The following is a 19,970-nucleotide window of genomic DNA, read 5'->3' as shown; positions in this document are numbered from 1 at the left end:
CGCGCGTATGGGCTCAGAACGCGGGCTGCGCCGCGAATCGGGCGAGGTGATGCTCCTCGTCGCCGAAGAGGGCGTTCAGGACGTGCATGCGCTTGAAATACAAGCCGATATCGTGCTCGTCCGTGATCCCGATTCCGCCGTGGAGCTGGATGGCCTGTTGCGTGACGTAACGTCCGCAAATGGCGAGCTCGACCTTCGCCGCGCTGACGGCGAAGCGGCGCGCGGCCGGATCCGGGTCCGAGACCTTGATACTCGCGAGGATCGAGGTGCTCTTCGCGAGCTCCGTGCGGATGAACATGTCGACCGCGCGGTGCTGCAAGGCCTGGAACGTGCCGATCTTCATGCCGAATTGCTCACGCGTCTTCAGGTAGTCGACGGTCATGGCGAGGGCCGCGCGCATGACGCCGAGCCCCTCCGCGCACGCGGCCGCGGCGCCGAGATCCATGATTTCGTCGAGCACGGGCGCCGCCGCGCCCTCGGGCCCGAGGCGGCTCGCGCCCGGGACGATCACGCCGTCGAGCTTGATCATCGCGGCCCGTTGCCCGTCCATCGTCTTCACCGGCGTGATGCGGAGGCCCTCGGTCTCCCGCGGGAGCACGAAGAGTGAGATGCCGTCGCTATCGCCCGGAGCGCCCGCGGTGCGGGCCGAGACGACGATCACATCCGCGGCGTGGCCATTCTGGACGAAAATCTTCTCGCCCTGGAGCACGTAATCGTCGCCTTTTTTCGTGGCGGCCGTCTCGACCCAGGTCGGGTCATAACGACCGCCGCGCTCGGCCCAGGCGAGCGCGAGGCTCGTGTCGCCGGCGAGGAGCGGCGCGAGGAAGGCCTCGTGTTGCTCCGCGCTGCCTGCGCGCAGGATGGCCGTGCCCGCCGAGAGCACGGACGCGACGTACGGCTCGGGCAGGAGCCCCGCGCCGAACTGTTCGAGGAGGATCGCGACGTCGACGAACGAGCCGCCGAGGCCGCCCGCGGATTCGGGGAAGGCGAGGCCGATCCAGCCGAGCTCGGCCATCGTCTTCCAGAGCGATTTGCTGTAGCCGACGGGGTCTTCCCGGAGGGCGCGGAATCGCGTGACGGGGGACTCCTTCTTGACGAAGGAGGCCACGGTGCTTTCGAGGAGCTTCTGATCGGGCGTGAGGTCGAAGTTCATGGCGAGTCCCCGTCAGCTCGGCAGGCCGAGGATGGCTTTGGCGATGACGTTCTTCTGGATCTCGTTGCTGCCGCCGTAGATGCTGGCCGCGCGCGCGTAATTGAACTGCGGGGGAATCGAGGCCTCGGCCTCGGGGATCGTGCCCGGCTCGTTGTGCCAGGAGAGCGAATCGTGCCCCATCAGGTCCATCGCGAGCTCGTACATCTGCTGCATGATCTCGCTGCCGCGAATCTTCAGGATGCTCGACTCGGCCCCCGGCGCGTGTCCGAGCTCGGCCGAGGCGATCGCCCGGTAATTCGCCATCTTGAGCGCCCAGAGCTCGATTTCCATCCGGGCAATGCGCGCGCGCCACGCCGGCACGTCGATCAGCGGCACGCCCTTCTCCTTCGTCGCCGCCGCGATGCGCTTGACACGCCGGAGCGTGCGCGTCGACAAACCCACGGCCGCGATGTACGTGCGCTCGTGGCCGAGCAGCGCCTTCGCGAGCGTCCAGCCGCCGTGCAGCGGGCCGACGAGGTTCTCCGCGGGCACGACGACGTTCTCGAAGAACGTGTCGCAGAACGCGGGCGTCCCGGCGATCGTGAGCGTCGGCCGCGCCGTGACGCCGGGCGTCTTCATGTCGACGAGGAAAAAGCTGATGCCCGATTGTTTCTTCGCGGTCTTGTCGGTCCGCGCGAGCACGAAGATCCAGTCGGCGTACTGCGCGTACGTCGTCCAGGTCTTTTGCCCATTCAAGATATAGTTGCCCTTACCGTCGGGCTCGGCCGAGAGCTTGAGCGAGGCGAGGTCGCTTCCGGCGTTCGGCTCCGAATACCCCTGGCACCAGACCTCCTCGCCCGCGAGGATCTTCGGCAAGAAGCGCCTGCGCTGCGCGTCGCTCCCGAACTGGAGGATGAGCGGTCCAACCATCGTGAGTCCGAACGGAGAGAGCGCCGGGGCGCCGGCGAGCTCGAGCTCCTCGGTCAGGATGAAGCGGCGGGTGACGTCGAGCCCGGCGCCGCCCCATTCCGCGGGCCAATGGGGAGCGACCCAGCCCTTCGCGTAAAGGATCCGGTGCCACTCCATGATTTCATCGTGCTCGAAATGCCCGTCGACGTCCGCTTTCTCGCGGATGCGCGGAGGCATGGCCTCCCGGATCCACGCGCGGACCTCGTCGCGGAAGGCGATCTGCTCGGGGGTGAAGGACAGGTCCATCAGGCTCTCCGACGTCCGTCCATAGTGCGAACGGGCGCCGGAGGGAAGGCCCTCGTGTCCGTCGCGGGGCGCTCAGAGGTCCGTTTTGCGCAGCTCCTGTGGGGTGCCCCCCGTCCAGCGGCGGAAGGCGCGATAAAAGCTGCTGCGCTCCGTGTAGCCGAGGAGGAAGGCGATCTCTTGAATCGAGAGGGATCGATCCTGCAAATAGCGGTCGCAAAGAGCGCGGCGCTGCTCGTCGAGGAGATCGTTGAAGACGACGCCCTCCTCCTTGAGGCGGCGCTGCAAGGTGCGCGGGCTGAGCGCGAGGCGCCGCGCGATATGATCCTGCGAGGGGGCGCCGCCGCGCAGCTCCTCGATGAGGAGGCGGCGCACGCGATCGGCGAGCCCGCTGTCGTGCGGGAGGCCATCGAGCTGGATCCGGGCCTGCTCCTCGAGATAGGCGCGGAGGCGCGGATTGGCGAGGCGAAGGGGCCGATCGAGCTCCTCGCGATCGGCGATCATCCGGGTCTCGGGCATCTCGAAGCGCACCGGACAGCGGAATGCATCGTCGTAAGGGCGGAGATCACGCGGGGCCGCGTGCTGGAACCAGACCTCGCGCGGCCGAAAGGCCTCGCCGACGTAGATGCTGAGGCTCTTCACCCAGGTGGCTGCGATCGACTCCGCCATCGCGCCGATCCGGCCGATGGATGGGTGCAGCGCTCGGCGGAGACGGGCGTCGCCGCCCGAAAGGTCGAGGGCAGGGAGCAGCATCTCATGAACGAGATGCCGATAGCGGTCGGCTTGCAGCACGGCCTCGCCGAGCGTGGCAGCGTGCGCCGCCATGTACGTGAGCAAATTGCCGTGATCGAGCTCGAAGCTGGCGCCGAAGGTCAGGCCGAGCGAGCCCTTCGGGAAGCGTGGCGCCGCGATTCGCCACAAGGCCACGTACCGAGCCATGGGGACGCGCTGATCGGGATCCGCGAGCTCGGCCTCGGAGGCGCCCGCCGCGGCGAGGAGCGGCCGTGGGTCGAGGCCAGCGCCCTCGAGGACGCTCACGACGTGCCGGAAGGCGCCTGCGTGCACCGTGCTCGTCACCTCCGGCGCGCGGAGCGATCGGGCGCGCTCGCGCGGCTCTGTCTGGCTGGGCGCCTCTTCCGCGGTCGTGTACGGATCCATCACGTCTGTCCATAACACCAGCGCGACGGGTGTCGGCGTTGATTTCTTGCCGCGATGTCGGCGGACGCAACAACATTGTCGCAGGCGGACACTGGCGGGATCCTGGGAGGGCAGGCATCCTCGATTGCATCGATGAACGCAAAGAGCGCGGGGCGCGCCGGATCGGCTGCCTCTCGTGCCTGCGTTCGCCGCTCGTATCCCACCCGACCGCGTGTCGGGTGACGGAAGGGGAATCGTCATGCTCAAGAAAATTCTCGCTGGTCTGGGTCTCTCGCTTTCTCTCATGGCCTGTCTGGGTGCGCCCGAGGAAGGTGCGGCCGTGGACGAAGGCCCCGTCGCCACCGCGGAGCAGGCGGTGCGGCCTTCGGGTCGCGTTCGGACCTTCTACAGCGACAACACGTTCACGGTGGTGGTGGGCTGGGAAAACCGCGAATGTGATTGGCGGTACGACTCTTCCGACGGCGATTTCTCCGCTTACTACAAGGAGTTCCGTTACGATTGCCCCGAATACAACGATCCCTTCCTGCCGTCGACGAAGTGCTGGGACTGTACGACGGCGACGTCGTGCACGCTCCAGCCGTGCCCGTAAAAGGCCTGTCAGGAGCACGCCGGCAGGACGAACGCCGGATCGACGAGATCCCCCGCCACATTGCCCGCGCCGCCAAAGTCGTTCTCCGACTCCCACGGGTCGACGTCGAAGAGAGCGGGCTCGGTCCAGCCGTTTGACGCATTGATGAATCCTGACGCTGCTGCTGCTGCTGCTGCTGCTGCCGCTGCTGCTGCTGCTGCTGCTGCTGCCGCTGCTGCTGCTGCTGCTGCTGCTGCTGCTGCCGCTGCTGCTGCTGCTGCTGCTGCTGCTGCTGCCGCTGCTGCTGCTGCTGCTGCTGCTGCTGCTGCTGGAGCGCTTCTCCTTTCTTCTCGTCCGGGGGGGGCGATTGTGCCCGCGTGCTCGGAAGGCGAAAGGCCAAGCCGTGCTCGCCGTGCTCGCCGTGCTCGCTTCGCTGCGCGCGGCTCCGCGCGGCTCCGCGCGGTGCGAGGCTTCGCCTCGCAGCCTTTCGCCTTCCTCCGCGCGCGGGCCGGGGGCAGGGGTCCCCGGTCGGGGATTCGGAGGAAACAATGGTGCTCAGGATCTATGGCGTGGCGATCGAGATGCTCAGGATGTTGCGGCCAGTGATGGAGCGGGTCGGGTCGAAGGATCCAAACCTGGGGGACCAGTTGCGGCGGGCTGCGACGAGTGTCCCGTTGAACTTGAGCGAGGGCGCGTATTCACAGGGAAGGAACGAGCGGGCTCGGTGGCACACGGCCATGGGCTCGGCGGCAGAGGTGCGCGCGTGCCTCGATGTGGCGGAAGCACTCGGATACGTGGATAGAGTGGACGAGGAGCTGCGCAACAAGCTGGACCATCTCGTCGGTACCCTGCATCGGCTCACGCGGCGATAATGGTTCGTGCGGGCCGTCCTCCCCCAGGGCGGCCCGCACGAACGGCCTGGATCTCAGCGCCCATGACACCGCACATCGCGCCATTCGCGGTGGAGCGCGGGTCCTCCGGCGACGAACCAATCTCCGCGTTTTGGGGATTGTCTTCCGCACCGAGCCGTGAGACAAAACAAGCGACGCCAGCCGGCGCTGCAACACCGACCGGCGTCTCCCCACAACCCCGACCAGACCGGAGTCATGAGTATGGCTACGATACCCCTCCATCCGCCGCCGGCAAACTTTACGGCTGCGCACGCCCTCCTCGGGCGCCTTTACCTCGAACATCGCGATTGCTTGCGTCGCCTCCTTCTCGGCCAGGCCATCCCTCCCCGCGACGTGGAGGATGTGGTGCAAGAAATCTTCATCACGGCATGGCGACGCCTCGAAAGTCTGGTCGCGCCCGAGCAGGCGCGACGACGCGGGGCTTCGGCGGCGCCGGGCATTCGAGTCGATGGTACGGAATCGGTAATAATTGCGCGATTTTTTCGAGGGGCTCCGATATCGAATACATAGACGGGGCTGCCTTCGCGTCGCGCGAGGTCCACCTTCCGCGCCTCGAAGATGGGCGAGCCGTTGGAGGTGATCGCCCAGGAGCGCTGGTTTTCCGGCACGCTCGGCGGACGCACGCAGACGTGGATGACGTTCGGCGCCTCGAAGATCTGGCCATGGCGGCGTCTCGCGAAGAGGCGCACCCGGACGAAACGAGCGACAGCGCGACGAGCGCGGCGATGAACCCAATGGTCAATGCATTGCGATGACGACATGACGCATCGCACGTCCGGCCGATCGGACGCGTCGAGGGAAGCCAGGCCATGGGAGGACCCTTCCGTTCCCGCAGGCCATACCGAGCCACCCCCGTGGCGCTGTGCGCGGGCCTGCGTTGTTCCTGGCGATCCTTGTGCACGGCGAGGGCGGAGCCGCGCAAGAGAATTCACAGGCTAGTGAGACACACAATGTCCGTGCGCGACGGGCCCGCGTCGTATCCGACCACCGACCGGCGCGCCTCCGACCTCCACGATCTGTGTCGACGAAGCCCCTGGCCGTTGCCGACAACCGCAGCGAGCCCGTCGACGAAGCCCCGGGCGTTGCCGACGAGCACGGCGAGCATCTCGACAACCACCCCAGCCGTTGCCGACAAGCGCGGCGAGCATCTCGACAACCACCCCAGCCGTTGCCGACGAGCACGGCGAGCATCTCGACAACCACCCCAGCCGTTGCCGACAACCGCGGCGAGCATCTCGACAACCACCCCGGCCGTTGCCGACAACCGCGGCGAGTATCTCGACAACCACCCCAGCCGTTGCCGACGAGCGCAGCGAGCATCTCGACAACCACCCCAGCCGTTGCCGACGAGCGCAGCGAGCATCTCGACGAAGCCCCCAGCCGTTGCCGACGAGCCCGGCGCCCTCACGGCGACGGGAACCAAACGCTCGCTTCTCCCGATCGCCCGAACGACCTCCGCGCGCGGCGCACCATCCCTGTTTCGCCCCCCGCGCGGTCGCGGAAACCTCGTCACGCTTCGTCGGTCACCGCTCCGACGACACCATCGAAAAACTCCACGCAGCTCGTATCATCGAGGAGCCGATTCCATCCACGCTCGTCGAATGGCACCGGTAGCCCGTGGTTCGTGAGCAGGACGGCGAACAGCTGCCGCGACGGATCGATCCACATGTACGTGCCCGCGCCCCCCGACTTGCCATACGCCCCCGGCGATAAGCGCGTCCCGCCGGGCGAGAACCGCGGCGTGAAGAGCTCCCAGCCATACCCCTTCGGCGTCGATACCAGGTTTTCGAGCGGCGACGTGTCCGTCTTCCGCACGTCCACGAACGGCGTCTGATTCGCGACCATCGCGGCCGCGAGCTCCGGCCCGAGGATACGCGTCCCATCGTACATGCCACCGCCGAGCACCATCTGGCAGAACGTCGCTACGTCCTTCACCGTGGAAAACACGCCGTCGCAGCCGCACACCCCGCCGAGCAAGAAATCCTGATCGTCCTGCACCGCGCCCCGCACGACCGCGGTGCGCCGCTGCGTGGCGCCCGTCGCCGCGATCCGAGGGTGCAGCGCCGCCGCGGGATTGTATGTCGTGTCGACCATTCCAAGCGGCCTCCACACGGCGTCGCGGGCGAACACGTCGAGCGTCGTGCCCGACGCCGCCTCCACGAGTTTGCCGAGCAGGCGATACGTGAGGTCACTGTATCCGACCTTCGTCCCCGGAGGATACTCGAGCGGTGTCGCTGCCATTTTCCGCCATATCTCGTCCGGCTTCTCGTCGAAGAAATGGTTGTCGAGCGGCAGCCCCGACGAATACCGGAGCATGTCACGTACCGTCACCCGCTCCTTGCCCGACCCCTGAAACGCCGCCAGGTACTTGACGACTGGATCGTCGAGGCCGAGCTTGCCCCGGTCGACGAGGACGAGCGTCGAAATGGCCGTCGACATGACCTTCGTCATTGATTCGAGGTCAAACAAAGTGTCGAGCGTCACGGGGTCGACGCTCCCGCGGACCTTCTTGCCATAGGCGTGCTGCGCGACGACCTTGCCGTGTCGCGCCACGAGGGCCGCAAATCCCGGGAAAGCCTCGTCGTTCACGCGGCGCTCGAGGCGCGCGAACACGTCCTCGAGCCGATCGAACGACATACCGACGTTCTCGGGCGCGTCCAGCGCGAGCGGCCCCGTGGAAAACGCGAGCGGCTTCGGCGTGTCCGCGCCGCGCGACGCAGGCTCCGGGCAGCACGCCGAGGCGAGCAGCAGAGACCCGACACCTTGGAGAAGTCGGCGGCGATCGAGGGAGGACGTGAACTTGCCCATAAGAAGGGAGATTCTTCGTCAGCGGAGGGGATGGAAGCGTCACGCGGGCACACGGGTCGTGTCCGCGCGCAAGCGCAACATTTTGCCGACCTTTACGTGGGCAGCAAGTTCCACGTCGGGGGGGTGGGTGGTTTTGGAGCGGGATGGAATCGGGATGGTCGCTCACTTGATGCCGGCGGATTTCGTGGGCGTCCAGGCGGGCGGATCACTGGCGGGGAAGGACTCCTCGGACGCCTCGTCCACGAGCTCGTCGGCGGCCGTTTTCGGTTCGAGCACCCGGGTCTCCCCTTCCCATGCGACCGGCGGTCTGCCGTGCTCGGGCTCGTCGGCCGGCGTGCATCCGCTCGGCTTCTCGGGCTGGGACGTTCGCTCGTTTCGTTCCCCGGGGTTCCACGTCTGGGCCATGAGGTTCCTCCACGGGTCTCATGCCCGCCTCGGGGCGGACCGCAAGAGGGGCGAGGAACGAACCGGGCCGCCGTCATGCGACGCGCCGAGCGCATCCTCAATGGATCACTCGGCCAAACCCTGGACGCGGGTCTTTTGGTGCCCAACGAAAGCGGCGAGGCCGAGTCGCGCCGCATCCGGCTGGCCGAACGCCACACGAGGAGACAGACCATGGCCGAAAAAAACAAGGACGAGAGCAAGGGCACGATGACCGTCCAGGAGGCGGGGCACCTCGGCGGCAAGGAGGTTCAACATCAGCGGGATCTCCGCGACCGGAAGGAGGTCCGCGGGCAGGCGTACGACAAGCCGGGACCGCCCGAGGGGACGGCGTTCGGCATCGGCGCGATCACGCAGGCGCTCGCCGGTCTGGAGTTCCCCGTGACGAAGCAGGACCTGCTCGCGCGGGCGGGCAACCAGGAGATCGAGTATCGCAAGGGGCAGCCCGTCGCGCTTCGCCAGATCATCGAGGATCTCGAAGACGAGGAGTTCCCCTCGATGGCGAACATCGTGCAGGCGGTGAGCGGCGCCCTCAAGGAAGAGGGGCTCAGCGGCGGCGAGAAAGAGGAGAAAGCGGCCTGAGGCCGGCCGGGGGCACCTCGCGAGAGGGGTGCCCCCTCGTGTTCATTCGACCGTGACCGTCTTCGCGAGGTTGCGCGGCTGGTCGACGTCGTTGCCCTTCAGGTTCGCGACGAAATACGCAATGAGCTGGAGCGGCAGCACCGTGAGGAGCGGGAGCACCTCGTCCGGCGCTTTCGGGATCCACACGATGTGCTGCGCGAGCTCCAGCATCGGCTCGTCGCCCTTCGTCGCAATGGCGATGACCTGACCCTCGCGCGCGCGGACCTCCTGCAGGTTCGAGAGCATCTTCTCGTATTGCGCGTCGCGCGGGCAAACCGCGACGACCGGGAGCTGCTCGTCGATCAGCGCGATCGGGCCGTGCTTCATCTCGCCGGCCGCGTAGCCCTCGGCGTGCGCGTAGGAGATCTCTTTCAGCTTGAGCGCGCCTTCGAGCGCGATCGGGAAGCCGAGCCCGCGGCCGAGGAAGAGCACGTCCTTCGCGTGCACGAGCTTCTTCGCCATGGCGTGCACGTAATCGGCGTCGCCGAGGATCTCGCGCTGGTGGCTCGGGATCTCCCAGAGCGCCTGCAGCACCTTCTGCGCGCGCTCCTGCGGCAGCGCGCCGCGCCGACGGCCCATGTACACCGCGAGCAGGAGGAGCGCCGCGAGCTGCGTCGTGAAGCATTTCGTCGAGGCCACGCCAATCTCGGGGCCCGCGTGCGTGTAGAGCGCGCCGTCGGCCGCCCGCGGGATCGCGCTGTCGAGCACGTTCGCCACCGCGAGGACCCGCGCGCCGCCCGCCTTCGCCGCCTTCACCGCCGCCAGCGTATCGGCCGTCTCGCCCGACTGGCTCACCGCGATCACCAGATCGTCCGGGTAGAACAGCGGCTCGCGGTAGCGCACCTCGCTCGCGAGCTCCACGACCGAGGGCACCTTCGCGAGCTGCTCCATCCAGTAACGACCGGCGATCGCCGCGTGGTGGCTCGTCCCGCAGGCCACGAAGTACACCCGCCGGATCGTCTGCGCCACCTCCGGCGGCACGCCCATCTCGGCCGCGTAGACGTCGCCCTCGGCGAGGTCGATCCGGCCGCGCAGGGTCGCCTCCACGACCTCCGGCTGCTCGTGGATCTCCTTGCGCATGAAGTGCTTGTAGCCCCCGCGCTCGGCCTGCACCGGGCTCCAGTCGATGTGCTTCGCCTTGCGCGTCACGACCTCGCCGGCGACGGTCTCGCAGCGCACCCCCGAGGCGCGCAGCTCCACCACGTCCCCGTCCTCGAGGAAGATCATCGAGCGCGTGTGCGAAAGCAGCGCCGGGATGTCGCTGCCGCAGAGCATCTCGCCCTCGCCGAGGCCCACGACGAGCGGCGAACCATGCCGCGCCGCGACCACCACGTCCGGCTCCTCGCGCGACACCACCGCGATCGCGTAAGCGCCCACGACGTGCCGGAGCGCCGCCTGCACCGCGGAAAACAGCGGCTTCTTCCCGCGCGAGAGCTCGCGGTGGATGAGGTGCGCGACGATCTCCGTGTCCGTGTCCGAGAGGAACTTCACGCCCTCGGCTTCGAGCTCCTGCCGCACGGCCACGTGGTTCTCGATGATGCCGTTGTGCACGACGGCGACCGGCCCGGCCGAGTGCGGGTGCGCGTTCGCCTCGCTCGGGCGCCCATGCGTCGCCCATCGCGTGTGCCCGATGCCCGTCGAGCCCGCGAGGGGCCGCTTCTCCAGCGCCTCGGACAAACGCACGAGCTTGCCCAGCGTCCGCACAATCTCGATGGAACGACCGTCATGGATGGCGACGCCGGCCGAGTCGTACCCCCGGTACTCGAGCTTCCGCAACCCGTCGACGATGATGGGGGCCGCATGCCGCGTCCCGACGTATCCCACGATCCCGCACATCGGATGCCTCGCTTCGGAGAGCGGCACGCGCGCCGCTGCCGAGGTGTAACCCGAGCCGTGGCTCCGAGCGAAAAAACTTCGACGCCGGCCGCGGTTCGGTGCGTCAGGACTCCGCGTTCCGCCCCGCATGCGTGCGGCGCGCGAAGGCGATCGCGATCCCGCATGCGATCGCAGACACGAGCGCGGCGCCCCCGAACGCGAGGGCCCCGCCCCCGCGGCGATAGACGTGGATCCAGCCCAGCATGCCGGTGACGGAGCCCGACGAGACCGTGGCCACGAACACACCCTGCGCCGTTCCGAGAAGGTGCTTGGGTGCCCGATCTTTCACGTAAGCGAGGGCCGAGACCCACGCGAGGCCGAAGGCGATGCCGTGGAGGGGCTGGAGCGCGAGGAGCGGCCAGAAGCCCGGGACGAACGCGATGAGGATCCAGCGGAGCGCCGCGACCCCGTGCGCGACGGCGAGCAGGACCGGGGCGCGGACGCGCGCGGCGAGGGCGTGCGCGTTCGCCATGAGCACGACCTCGGCGAACACGCCGACGGCCCAGGCCACGCCGATGCTCCGCGGCGTGGCGCCCCGCGCGAGCAGGTGCAGCGAGAAGCACTGGTCGTAACAGGCGAAGGCGGCGTGCGCGAAGAACGTGGCGGCGAGGAAGAGGCGCACGTCGGCGCTCGCGAGCAGGGCGCGGATCTGCGCCGCCGAGGGCCGCGCGGGGACGGGCACGCGGGAGGGGAGCGCGAAGGTGGCGCCGAGCGTGACGAGGAGGAGCGCAGCGATGGCGAGCGGGATCTCGACGGCGGACGTCGGCTCGAGCTCGCCGGCGAGGACCGCCGCGACGAGAAACCCCATCGAGCCGAAGAGGCGCGTCGAGCCGTAGGGCACCTGCCGCTCGCGGGCCGCTTCGAGGGCCACGACGTCGCCCATCATGGTCATGGGGGAGCGGAAAAACCCGAAAACGACGACCGGCAGGAGCAGCGCGGCGAAGCTCCCGCCCCCGCCCGCCGCGAGCGCCGCGACCCCGGCAAACCCGGCGAACGCCCCGGCGCACGCGATACGCAGGAGGTGGCCCCGCAGGCCGAGCGCGTCGGCCACGAGCCCGAACGCGGGCGGTCCGATCACGCTCATCGCCGGAAGCACGGCCATGAGCAGGCCGAAGGACACGCCCTCGATGCCACGCGCGGCGAGCCAGGGCGGGAAAAACGGCAAATATACGCCGAGCACCGCGAAGTTCGCGAGGTAGTAGAGGCGGAGCGCGACGACGCCGGGCACGTGCGGCGCGCACTCTGCACGACCGAACGGGCCACCGCAACACGGCGCCGGACATCAATGGTCGCGCCTGGACGAGCGCAGGAAATTCCCGCGATGGGGCCTCGGCGAACGCGGGGGTACCGTCCTCCGATCGAAAGCGCCAGGCAGTGTGAAGGAGGAAAGCGATGCACGATCACCCCACGCACGGCAGCCACGCTCACGAACACGGCGAAGGCTGCGGACACACGGCGATCCGGCACCAGGGGCACACCGATTACCTGCACGACGGGCACCTGCACCACGCGCACGGCGATCACACGGACGAGCACGTCATTGCGGTGAACGGGGCGAACCGCGCGGAATGCACGCCCTCGCACGCCTGCGGCGAGCACCAGCAGAGCCACGTGCACGGGCCTGCGTGCGGGCACGAGGGGGTCCCGCACGGAGATCACCTCGATTACCTCGTCGGAGGGCACCTGCATCACCCGCACGGCGGGCATTGCGACGATCACGGCAAGCTCGAGCTCGCCTGATCCAGGGCTCCCGACACGCGGCTTGCGGCCCGACCTGGCCGGCTGGTAGCCTCCCCCGGCTGGAGGGTCTTTTCATGAAATCGAAGAACGATCGGCAATCGATCGAGCGCCCGCTCGGGCGCGTGGTTCTCTCGTTCCTCGGCGTCGCGCTCGCCTCGCTCGCCGTGGCCTGCGCGGACGGCTCGAACAACAACCCGACCGGCGGAGGCGGCGAAGGCGGCGACGGCGGCTCCGGCGCGGCGGGAGGATCGGGCGGCGAAGGCGGCGAAGGCGGCAAGGGCGGCGGCGCGATCGTCTACCCCGTGGCCCCCGAGCAGGTCGTGAAGTTCGACCCCGTGCAAGGCGAGCTGCCGGAGGGCATCGCGATCGACGGGACCACGGCGTACGTGAGTTACTCGGTGAACCCCAAGGTCGTGAAGCTCGACCTGGAGACCGGCGCCGTCACCGATTACGGCACGATTCCGGGGCCGGTCGGCCTCGCGTTCCCGCAGGGCGTCGGCATCGACGCGAACAAGAACGTGTACGTCGTGGTGAAGAGCGAAAATCCGCAGCAGTTCCAGGCGGGGGTCTACAAGTTCCCGCCGGGCGGCGGCGAGGCCACGTGGGTCCCGGGGACCGAGACGTTGACCTACCCGCGCACGATCTCGTTCGCGAACTTCGGTTCGGGCTTCGTGACGGCCCCTGTCGCCGCGACGTTCACCGTGATCGAGCCGGGCGGCGCCGTGGGCACGACGATTGGACCGAGCAAGGACCTCTCGGGCGATCAGATGTCCGCTTGCGCGTACGGCGAGGGTGTACCGAGGGGAATCACGAGCGTCGTCGCCTCTGGCACCAGCATGGTCGATGCCTCGTTCTTCTGGACCAACGCCGACCGGGCGACGATTTACCAGGGCGGGTTCGTACCCGCCGGGGGCGGCGCGGTCTCGTTCGAGCCCGGCGGCCCGGTCGCGGGCCCCGATTGCGCGCTGCTCGGCGGCGTCGAGAGCCTGATCGAGGATCCGGTGGACGTGAGCCTGCTCGTCGTCGCGCGCGCCGCGCACAAGATCGTCCGCGTGCAGTTCACCGGAGAAACCCAGGTCCTCTCCGAGGGCGACGGCTTCTACGAGCCCTCCGCCATTGCGATCGGCAAGACGAGCAAGGGCCGCTTCCTCTACATCACGAACTCGGCGCACACGACGTACAACACGGGCGGCATCCCCGGCGTCGTGCGCATTCCGCTCCCCGACGCCAAGTAAACCCCCGCCCGGCGTCCTTGCTGCACCGCAGCAATCCTCTCACCTCTCTCGCATCGTAACCTTCATTTCCGTGTCTGCGGCGCGTGTTGCACCGCCGCAGACGACGCTTGCCTTCCTGCCCCCACGCGCCTACCCTCGACACGATTACGGTGGAGGTTTGCCATGGCATTGCGTGAGGTTTCCGTGGGCGTGCTTGTTTTGCTTCTGGCGGCGGCCTGCGGCCCGACCCCGGATCCCGAGGCGACCGGCGGCCAGGGAGGCCAGGGCGCCTCGGGCGGGAATGGGCCCGGCGGCTCGGGCGCGGGCGGCTCGGGCGGAGAGGGCGGCAGCGCGCCGTATCCCCCTGCGGATGCGTTCGACCCGGCCTACGACGCCTATTTCGATCCGCCCGCGGCCGGCGAATACGTCGACGATTACCGCGTCGTCGGCGAGATCACCCCGCCGTCCTGGTCGTGGGGCAAGATCGAGCTCGTCGAGGGGCTCCAGCGCTACCGCACGGAGGGCTACAACGTCCGCACGCAGAAGCTCCGCTGGGAGGACACGTTCGAGGACGACACGTACAAGCTGAAGACGTATTTCGGCGCGCTCAACCAGGAGCTCGTCGACGGCTTCAACATCCATTACAAGGACGCGTGCGCCGGCGAGGTGGGGAAATCGGGCGCGCCGGCCTGCGGCAAGAAGGGGCCGATGCGCCCCGAGGCGCGGTTCGTCCTTTTGCACCACGGCCCGAAGACGGCGTCGCTCTCCTGTGACAAGACGAAGACGCCCGTGCTGCTCGTGCACGGCGCCATGCAGAACGGCAACGTCTGGCTCTTGCCCGGCGGCGACGACGGCGCGGGCAACGCGTACCCGGGCACGACGCAGAAGACGGGCTTCGTGCAATGGCTCGAGGAGCGCGGGCATTGCACGTACGCGCTCACGTTCGGCACGTTCCACGGCGACAACTTCAACCAGGCGACGAACCTGGCGAACGTGATCCGCCGCGTCGCTTCGCTCGTGGGACAGCCCAAGGTCGACATCGTGGCCTGGAGCAAGGGCGTCCTCTCGGCCGACCTCTACCTCTCGAACGTTTCGAGCTGGAAGGATTGGGGCTCGAAACATTTCGAGCGCGTCGCCGCGGACTCCGCGAAGAACGTGCCCGCCTTCCGCAAGGACGTGCGCACGTACGTCGCGCTCTCCGGCCCTCACCTCGGCATCGACCTGAACTTCCGCCACCCGTTCAACAACCTCATCATCTACAGCACGCCCGACGCCGCGCCGATCGGCCAGGGCCCGGTGACCTGGGGCTTCATGAGCGCCGTGCAATGCGTGACGTTCGGATATGCCTCCGGGCCGAACTCGATCTTCCCGAACCCTTACGCCTACTCGGCCTGCGAGAACCGCGGCGCGACGTGGCCCGATTACTTCAATCGGATCTACAGCTCCAACATCACGGGCCTCGACGCCGAGGGCAAACCCGTCTCCGAGAAGAGCCTCGAGGCCCTCAACGTGGCGGAGGGCGTGAGCGGCGCGGACTTCGATTTCGATCAGTACAACCACGCGATGTGGGGCTCGATCGACGCGTCCGGCGCATACGTCTCGGCCTACCTCGGGCAGCTCCAGACGGCCTACGACCTGCGCAGCTTCTACCCCTTGCCGAACCGGCAGGATGATCCTGCCTCGTACGATTGGTCCGAGCTCGACACCGACGAAACGAAGTGGCGCGACTGGGTGAGCGTCTACAAGCTCGGCTACAACCCGGCCGGGGCGTGGGGCACCGGCGGGTGGATCGACGACGACGACGCGCACATCACCTGCCGCGCCACCGCCTACGAGCCGCAAACCTCGCCCTGCAAGGCGAAGCACGCGTATTACGACACGACGCACGCCGAGGATTATTCGTTCGGGTACGCGACGTACACGCTCATGGACGGCGTCGGCATCGAGGCCGTCATGGAAATGGGCGGCAATTTCATCGAGCGATTGAAGAACCACGGCCTGAGCCCCGACCTCGAATCTCTCTACGTGGTGCACGGCCAGAAGCCCGGCGCGCCCGGCACGATCTTCGAGATCGACGGCATGGAGTGCCCCACCTGCGATCCGAAAGGCGACGGCGTGCTCTTCGACGTGAGCATCGCCGCCCGGGATCAGCTCACGCAGGGCTGGACAGCCGATGCGAAGGCCTCCCGCTCGAAGCAGGAGGGCGTCCCATTCGGGCACCTCGAGGTCGGCGTCGCGCCAGCCGTCTGGGAGAAGATCGGCGCCGCCTTCGGCCCGTGAGAGGGTTCTTCACGCGCCTCTGCGCTGCGCTTCGAGCTTGTCCCTGAGCTCGACGAAAGAACGGAGCATGTCTCGGTAATACTTCGGGGTCAGGCCTGCCTGCATGGGAACTTCGCCCTTCGCCCGCGCCTCGCTCCGTCGCCGAAGCTCCGCTTCGAGCCCATGCTCGAGCTCCGCGATGAGGGGTTCGAGCACGGCGAGGCCCTCGTCGGGCTTGTGCGTGCGCAAGCAGGCTCCCGCGTACATACCTGCCATCTGGCATTGTTCCCAGAGGTCCGGAAAGCCCAGGCGGACCACCTCGTCCCAAGCCTCGCGGCATACCTCGAAGGGCTGTTCGAGCATGGTGGCTGCCTTGAGCAGCGCGTCGGCGATGTCCTTCTTCACGCTGAGCAGAAGGTCCTGGGCGGCTTCGTCCTCCCGGGCGCGCGCCGTGAAGTCCGCCTCGACCCGCCTGTAGTGGGCGGCGACGTCGGCGAAGCTCCGCTCCCGTGTCCGCGCGAAGGTCTTCCAGACGGCGAGACACGCTTCGGAGAACTCGTCCCAAAGCGCATCGCTCCTCTCTTCTTCCGGGGTGGGAGGGTTGGCCTCGTCGAGCCGCCGGGTGCTTCGCTCCGGATCGATCAGGCCCCTTTGCTGGGCGAGGAGCGCGCCCTTCAGGTCGCACAGGGTCTCCAGCTCCTGCTCGTAGGACCCGGTGGATTTCTGTGCCACTTTGTTCTCTTCGAGCGCGCGCTCGAGCTCGGCGATGAGGGGGGCGAGCACGGCGAGCCCCTCTTCGAACTGCTCGTCGTACCTGCAGCAGTCTGCGTAGAACCAAGTCATCGTACGCCTCGTGAAGAGGTCCGTGAAGCCGAGGCGAACGAGATCGTTCCAGGCCTCGCGGCAGACCTCCAAGGGTGGATGATGGTCGTGTGCTGCACACAAAATGGCCTCCGCGATGCGTCGCCTCGTTTCGAGCACGAAATGCGCATCGTCGTTCAATCGCGCCACGAACTCCGCCTCGACCCGTCGGTATTCGCGCACAACGTCGGTGAAGCCACTGCGTCGCGTATCGAGCCAAACTCGATCGATGGCTTTGGCGAGAGCCATGAACTGCGCACGCGCCTCTTCTTGCTTACTCATACTCATTCGATTGATTCCATTTGCAGTCAAAACTCACATGACCTACCGCCGGCTTGCTTTGGCCATTTGCCCTTGTCTTGGAAGCAGATTCGACGACAATACTCGCACATCGAAGAGCCCTCGACGTCACCGGGCTGATCCGCGAGAGGGGTCCCGAGACACTCCGTTCTCTTCTTATTACACATCTCCTCCCACCTTGGCCTCTTCTGAATCGTCTCCACAATATCCGCCTTGCTGATCTCCAGCGAAGCGGCGCACACGGTGATGATGGGGCCTGCTTCGATGATGAGATCGGCGAGGGCGATCGCCACGGCCACGAGTGCAGGGTGCCCGACGAGCCCACGCTCGGCCGGCGTTTGTCCGTTCTCCGGAGCGGTCGACTCGGATAGACGCAGCTTGCGCAGCCCGAGCAGCTCCTCCGGCACGGTCATGCCTCGCAGCGCGACCCGCGTGCACGCCGCGAGATCCGCATGGGGCACGCCCTTCGACGCCACGTCGACCACGCGGCCCTCCTCGTCCACCTTCACCGAGAAGCCGCCGCCGCGAAAAAGAACCGATCCAAGCTCGCCGAGCTCGAGCCCGATCTGAAATCGCTCCCGCTTCCGGATGGCAAGACGCTCCATGACTGGGCCATGGGCTTCGTCGGCGCGGGCGATACGATCGGAAAGCTCCTCTCCGCGCGCGCCTCCGCGGAGGCGGACGCCCAGAACGACGGGAAGAACAACCAGCTCCGCAAATCGACGATCAAGCTCCTCCATCGGTTCCGCGAGGCCGCGCGCGACGAGATCGAGCTCCACGCGGGTCTGCCGCGCGACCTCGAGAGCCGGGTGTTCGGGCTCTTCGACGAGCTCTCCGCGCGGCGCGCCAAAAGGAAGTCCGGCGGGGAGGAGCCCCCGAAGGGACAAGGCGGCACGGGCTGAGCGGGCCACGCGGGACTTTCCCCCGAGGCCCGCGCAGCGGTACAACGCGCCATGTCCAAAGACCTCGCCCTGCCCGCATTGGTGACGATCGTCGCCCTCGTGACGTATTTCGTGCTCACGATCAACGTCGGCCGTGCCCGCACGAAATTCAACGTCCCGGCGCCCCAGACCTCCGGGAACCCCGATTTCGAGCGCGTGCTCCGGGTGCAGCAGAACACCGTCGAGCAGATCATCCTGTTTCTCCCGAGCCTGTGGATGTGCGCCCTGTTCACGAGCCCGAAGGTCGCCGCGGGGCTCGGCGCGGTCTGGATCCTCGGCCGGATCGTCTTCGCGTGGGGCTACTACCAGGCCGCGGACAAGCGTGGGCCGGGCTTCGGGATCACGATGCTCGGCAACATGGGCCTGCTCATCGGATCGATCTACGGCGTGATCACGAACCTCCTGTGATAGGCTCCGGGGCCACCGCGTCGAGGAGGGCCGGAGAGTTCGATGCTACTTGCGCCGGGGACCGTGATCGCGGGGCGATACCGCCTGGAGCGGCCGCTCGCGTCCGGGGGCATGGGCTCGGTGTGGATCGGGCGGCACGTGACGCTCCAGACCGACGTCGCGATCAAGTTCATCTCCACCGAGTCGGCCGCGTCCCAGGCCGCGCGCGCGCGCTTCGAGCGTGAGGCGCGCTCGGCGGCGCACCTGCGCCACCCGAACGTCGTCGCCGTCCAGGACTACGGCATCGAGGACGAGACGCCGTACCTCGTGATGGAGCTCTTGCGCGGCGAGAGCCTGGAGGAGCGCATCCTCGCGCAGGGTCGGCTCTCGCTCGCGGCGCTCGCGCCGATCGTGCAGCAGATGAGCCGCGGCCTGCGCAAGGCGCACGAGGGGGGCGTCATCCATCGCGATCTCAAGCCGGGCAACGTCTTCCTCGCGCGCGACGACGACGACGAGGTCGAGGTCGTGAAGATCCTCGACTTCGGCATCGCCAAGGAGACGGACATGTCCCTCGGCGAGGCGACGAAGACCAGCGAGCTCATGGGCTCGCCGCATTACATGAGCCCCGAGCAGCTCCGGAGCTCGAAGAAGACCGACGTTCGCAGCGATCTCTGGTCCGTCGGCGTCGTGCTCTACCGCGCGCTGACGGGCAAGATCCCCTTCCCCGGCGACACGCTCGCCGAGGTGATGGTGCAGGTCTTTTCCGCGCGCCTGCCGCCAGCGACCTCGCTCGCGCCGGATCTGCCGCCCGCGCTCGACGCGTTCTTCCAGCGGGCGCTGGCGAGGAACCCCGACGACCGGTTCCAGTCGATGCGCGAGCTCGCCGAGGCGTTCCAGTCGGTCGCGAGCGGCCGCGGCATGCCGGCGGCGCCCGCGCCCCCGAGCCCGCCGGACGCCGCGCGCGGCTCGCTCCCGAGCGTGAACGCCCTGGGGACGCCGCTGCCGATCGCGCCGCCGATGGGCGCCGTGCCGCCGGCGCCGTCCTCGTCACCGGGTCTGTCGGCGCCGCAGTTCGCGTCCCCTGCACCGAACTCCTCGCGAGGTTTGTCTTCCCATGGTGGGGGGCTCGCGCAGCCGGAGGCTGCACTGCGCCCCCCACACCCCCCAGGCCTCGGTGGGGGGCTCGCGCAGCCGGAGGCTGCCCTGCGCCCCCCACACCCCCCAGGGGTCCCTGCTGCTGCACCGAACTCCTCGCGAAGTCCTTCGGCGCCGCAGTTCGCGCCTGCGGCGCCAACGTCCTCACCAGGTTTGTCCGCGCCGCAGACCTTGGCCTCCACGACGACGCCGCCCGTGCCCGTGGTTGGTCCGGATGTACCTCCGCCGCTCGTGCCCGGAGGCCCCACCGCGCCGCCCGTCTCGATGCCGACGTTCCCGGAGGCGGGCGCGCCGCAGCCGCCCGCGGACGCCTCGGCCGCGCCGCTCAGCGCCCCGTTCGCGGAGCCGCCCGCCGCCGCGCCCTTCCCTGCGCCGCCGGGCGCGGCC

At 68.2% G+C, this 19,970-nt stretch carries 18 protein-coding genes; 9 read left to right on the top strand and 9 right to left on the bottom strand.

Translation table 11 applies throughout. The features are described from left to right. Window positions 1-13: 13 nt before the first annotated feature. The 3 genes from QHF83_RS39775 to QHF83_RS39765 form a co-directional block, all read right to left on the bottom strand. Window positions 14-1,153 (bottom strand): acyl-CoA dehydrogenase family protein, encoded by a 1,140-nt coding sequence (locus tag QHF83_RS39775; RefSeq protein ID WP_282423300.1) that lies wholly within the window; start codon window positions 1,151-1,153, stop codon window positions 14-16. Window positions 1,154-1,165: 12 nt separating this feature from the next. Further along, entirely contained in the window at window positions 1,166-2,347 is a 1,182-nt protein-coding gene (locus QHF83_RS39770; protein ID WP_282423299.1) for an acyl-CoA dehydrogenase family protein, read from the bottom strand. Window positions 2,348-2,419: 72 nt separating this feature from the next. Further along, window positions 2,420-3,502 (bottom strand): AraC family transcriptional regulator, encoded by a 1,083-nt coding sequence (locus QHF83_RS39765; protein ID WP_282423298.1) that lies wholly within the window; start codon window positions 3,500-3,502, stop codon window positions 2,420-2,422. 238 nt (window positions 3,503-3,740) lie between these two features. Here QHF83_RS39765 and QHF83_RS39760 point away from each other — a divergent pair, with 238 nt between their 5' ends. Then, window positions 3,741-4,091, top strand: coding sequence for a hypothetical protein (locus tag QHF83_RS39760; RefSeq protein ID WP_282423297.1), 351 nt, complete (start codon window positions 3,741-3,743; stop codon window positions 4,089-4,091). Between the two features lie 527 nt (window positions 4,092-4,618). Next, window positions 4,619-4,942 carry a four helix bundle protein gene (locus tag QHF83_RS39755; protein WP_282423296.1) on the top strand — a complete coding sequence of 108 codons (324 nt, stop codon included), beginning with the start codon at window positions 4,619-4,621 and terminating at the stop codon, window positions 4,940-4,942. A 1,548-nt stretch (window positions 4,943-6,490) separates the two neighbouring features. Here the strand turns inward: QHF83_RS39755 and QHF83_RS39750 are convergent. Then, a complete protein-coding gene (locus tag QHF83_RS39750; protein WP_282423295.1) occupies window positions 6,491-7,789 on the bottom strand; it encodes a serine hydrolase domain-containing protein in 1,299 nt (432 codons plus the stop codon). Between the two features lie 162 nt (window positions 7,790-7,951). Next, complete coding sequence (locus tag QHF83_RS39745) at window positions 7,952-8,194, bottom strand: hypothetical protein (protein WP_282423294.1); 243 nt, start codon at window positions 8,192-8,194, stop codon at window positions 7,952-7,954. Between the two features lie 210 nt (window positions 8,195-8,404). Here QHF83_RS39745 and QHF83_RS39740 point away from each other — a divergent pair, with 210 nt between their 5' ends. Beyond that, window positions 8,405-8,812 (top strand): DUF2795 domain-containing protein, encoded by a 408-nt coding sequence (locus QHF83_RS39740; protein ID WP_282423293.1) that lies wholly within the window; start codon window positions 8,405-8,407, stop codon window positions 8,810-8,812. Window positions 8,813-8,854: 42 nt separating this feature from the next. Here QHF83_RS39740 and glmS read toward each other — a convergent pair whose 3' ends face one another. Both glmS and QHF83_RS39730 read right to left on the bottom strand, forming a co-directional pair. Further along, window positions 8,855-10,687, bottom strand: coding sequence for a glutamine--fructose-6-phosphate transaminase (isomerizing) (gene glmS / locus QHF83_RS39735; RefSeq protein WP_348980513.1), 1,833 nt, complete (start codon window positions 10,685-10,687; stop codon window positions 8,855-8,857). A 103-nt stretch (window positions 10,688-10,790) separates the two neighbouring features. Further along, on the bottom strand, window positions 10,791-11,954 hold the full coding sequence (locus QHF83_RS39730) for an MFS transporter (RefSeq protein ID WP_282423291.1): 1,164 nt from the start codon (window positions 11,952-11,954) through the stop codon (window positions 10,791-10,793). Between the two features lie 164 nt (window positions 11,955-12,118). Here QHF83_RS39730 and QHF83_RS39725 point away from each other — a divergent pair, with 164 nt between their 5' ends. The 3 genes from QHF83_RS39725 to QHF83_RS39715 all read left to right on the top strand — a co-directional run bounded on the left by QHF83_RS39725 (window position 12,119) and on the right by QHF83_RS39715 (window position 15,960). After that, the gene (locus tag QHF83_RS39725; RefSeq protein ID WP_282423290.1) at window positions 12,119-12,466 is read left to right on the top strand and encodes a hypothetical protein; all 348 of its coding nucleotides are present in this window, start codon (window positions 12,119-12,121) and stop codon (window positions 12,464-12,466) included. 74 nt (window positions 12,467-12,540) lie between these two features. Then, the gene (locus tag QHF83_RS39720; RefSeq protein ID WP_282423289.1) at window positions 12,541-13,701 is read left to right on the top strand and encodes a hypothetical protein; all 1,161 of its coding nucleotides are present in this window, start codon (window positions 12,541-12,543) and stop codon (window positions 13,699-13,701) included. Between the two features lie 162 nt (window positions 13,702-13,863). Beyond that, entirely contained in the window at window positions 13,864-15,960 is a 2,097-nt protein-coding gene (locus QHF83_RS39715) for a hypothetical protein (RefSeq protein ID WP_282423288.1), read from the top strand. Window positions 15,961-15,969: 9 nt separating this feature from the next. Here QHF83_RS39715 and QHF83_RS39710 read toward each other — a convergent pair whose 3' ends face one another. Next, entirely contained in the window at window positions 15,970-17,082 is a 1,113-nt protein-coding gene (locus QHF83_RS39710) for a hypothetical protein (protein ID WP_282423287.1), read from the bottom strand. 26 nt (window positions 17,083-17,108) lie between these two features. Continuing rightward, complete coding sequence (locus QHF83_RS39705; protein WP_282423286.1) at window positions 17,109-17,705, bottom strand: hypothetical protein; 597 nt, start codon at window positions 17,703-17,705, stop codon at window positions 17,109-17,111. Window positions 17,706-17,714: 9 nt separating this feature from the next. Here QHF83_RS39705 and QHF83_RS39700 point away from each other — a divergent pair, with 9 nt between their 5' ends. The 3 genes from QHF83_RS39700 to QHF83_RS39690 form a co-directional block, all read left to right on the top strand. Continuing rightward, entirely contained in the window at window positions 17,715-18,002 is a 288-nt protein-coding gene (locus QHF83_RS39700; protein ID WP_282423285.1) for a hypothetical protein, read from the top strand. Window positions 18,003-18,053: 51 nt separating this feature from the next. Continuing rightward, a complete protein-coding gene (locus QHF83_RS39695) occupies window positions 18,054-18,449 on the top strand; it encodes an MAPEG family protein (RefSeq protein ID WP_282423284.1) in 396 nt (131 codons plus the stop codon). Window positions 18,450-18,491: 42 nt separating this feature from the next. Next, window positions 18,492-19,970 (top strand): serine/threonine protein kinase (locus QHF83_RS39690; RefSeq protein WP_282423283.1); only part of this gene is annotated, 1,479 nt, incomplete at its 3' end.

This window comes from Polyangium sp. 15x6 (assembly GCF_029960785.1).
In the GTDB taxonomy this organism is placed as follows: domain Bacteria; phylum Myxococcota_A; class Polyangia; order Polyangiales; family Polyangiaceae; genus Polyangium.
This window is presented reverse-complemented; position numbering and strand designations above follow the sequence as displayed.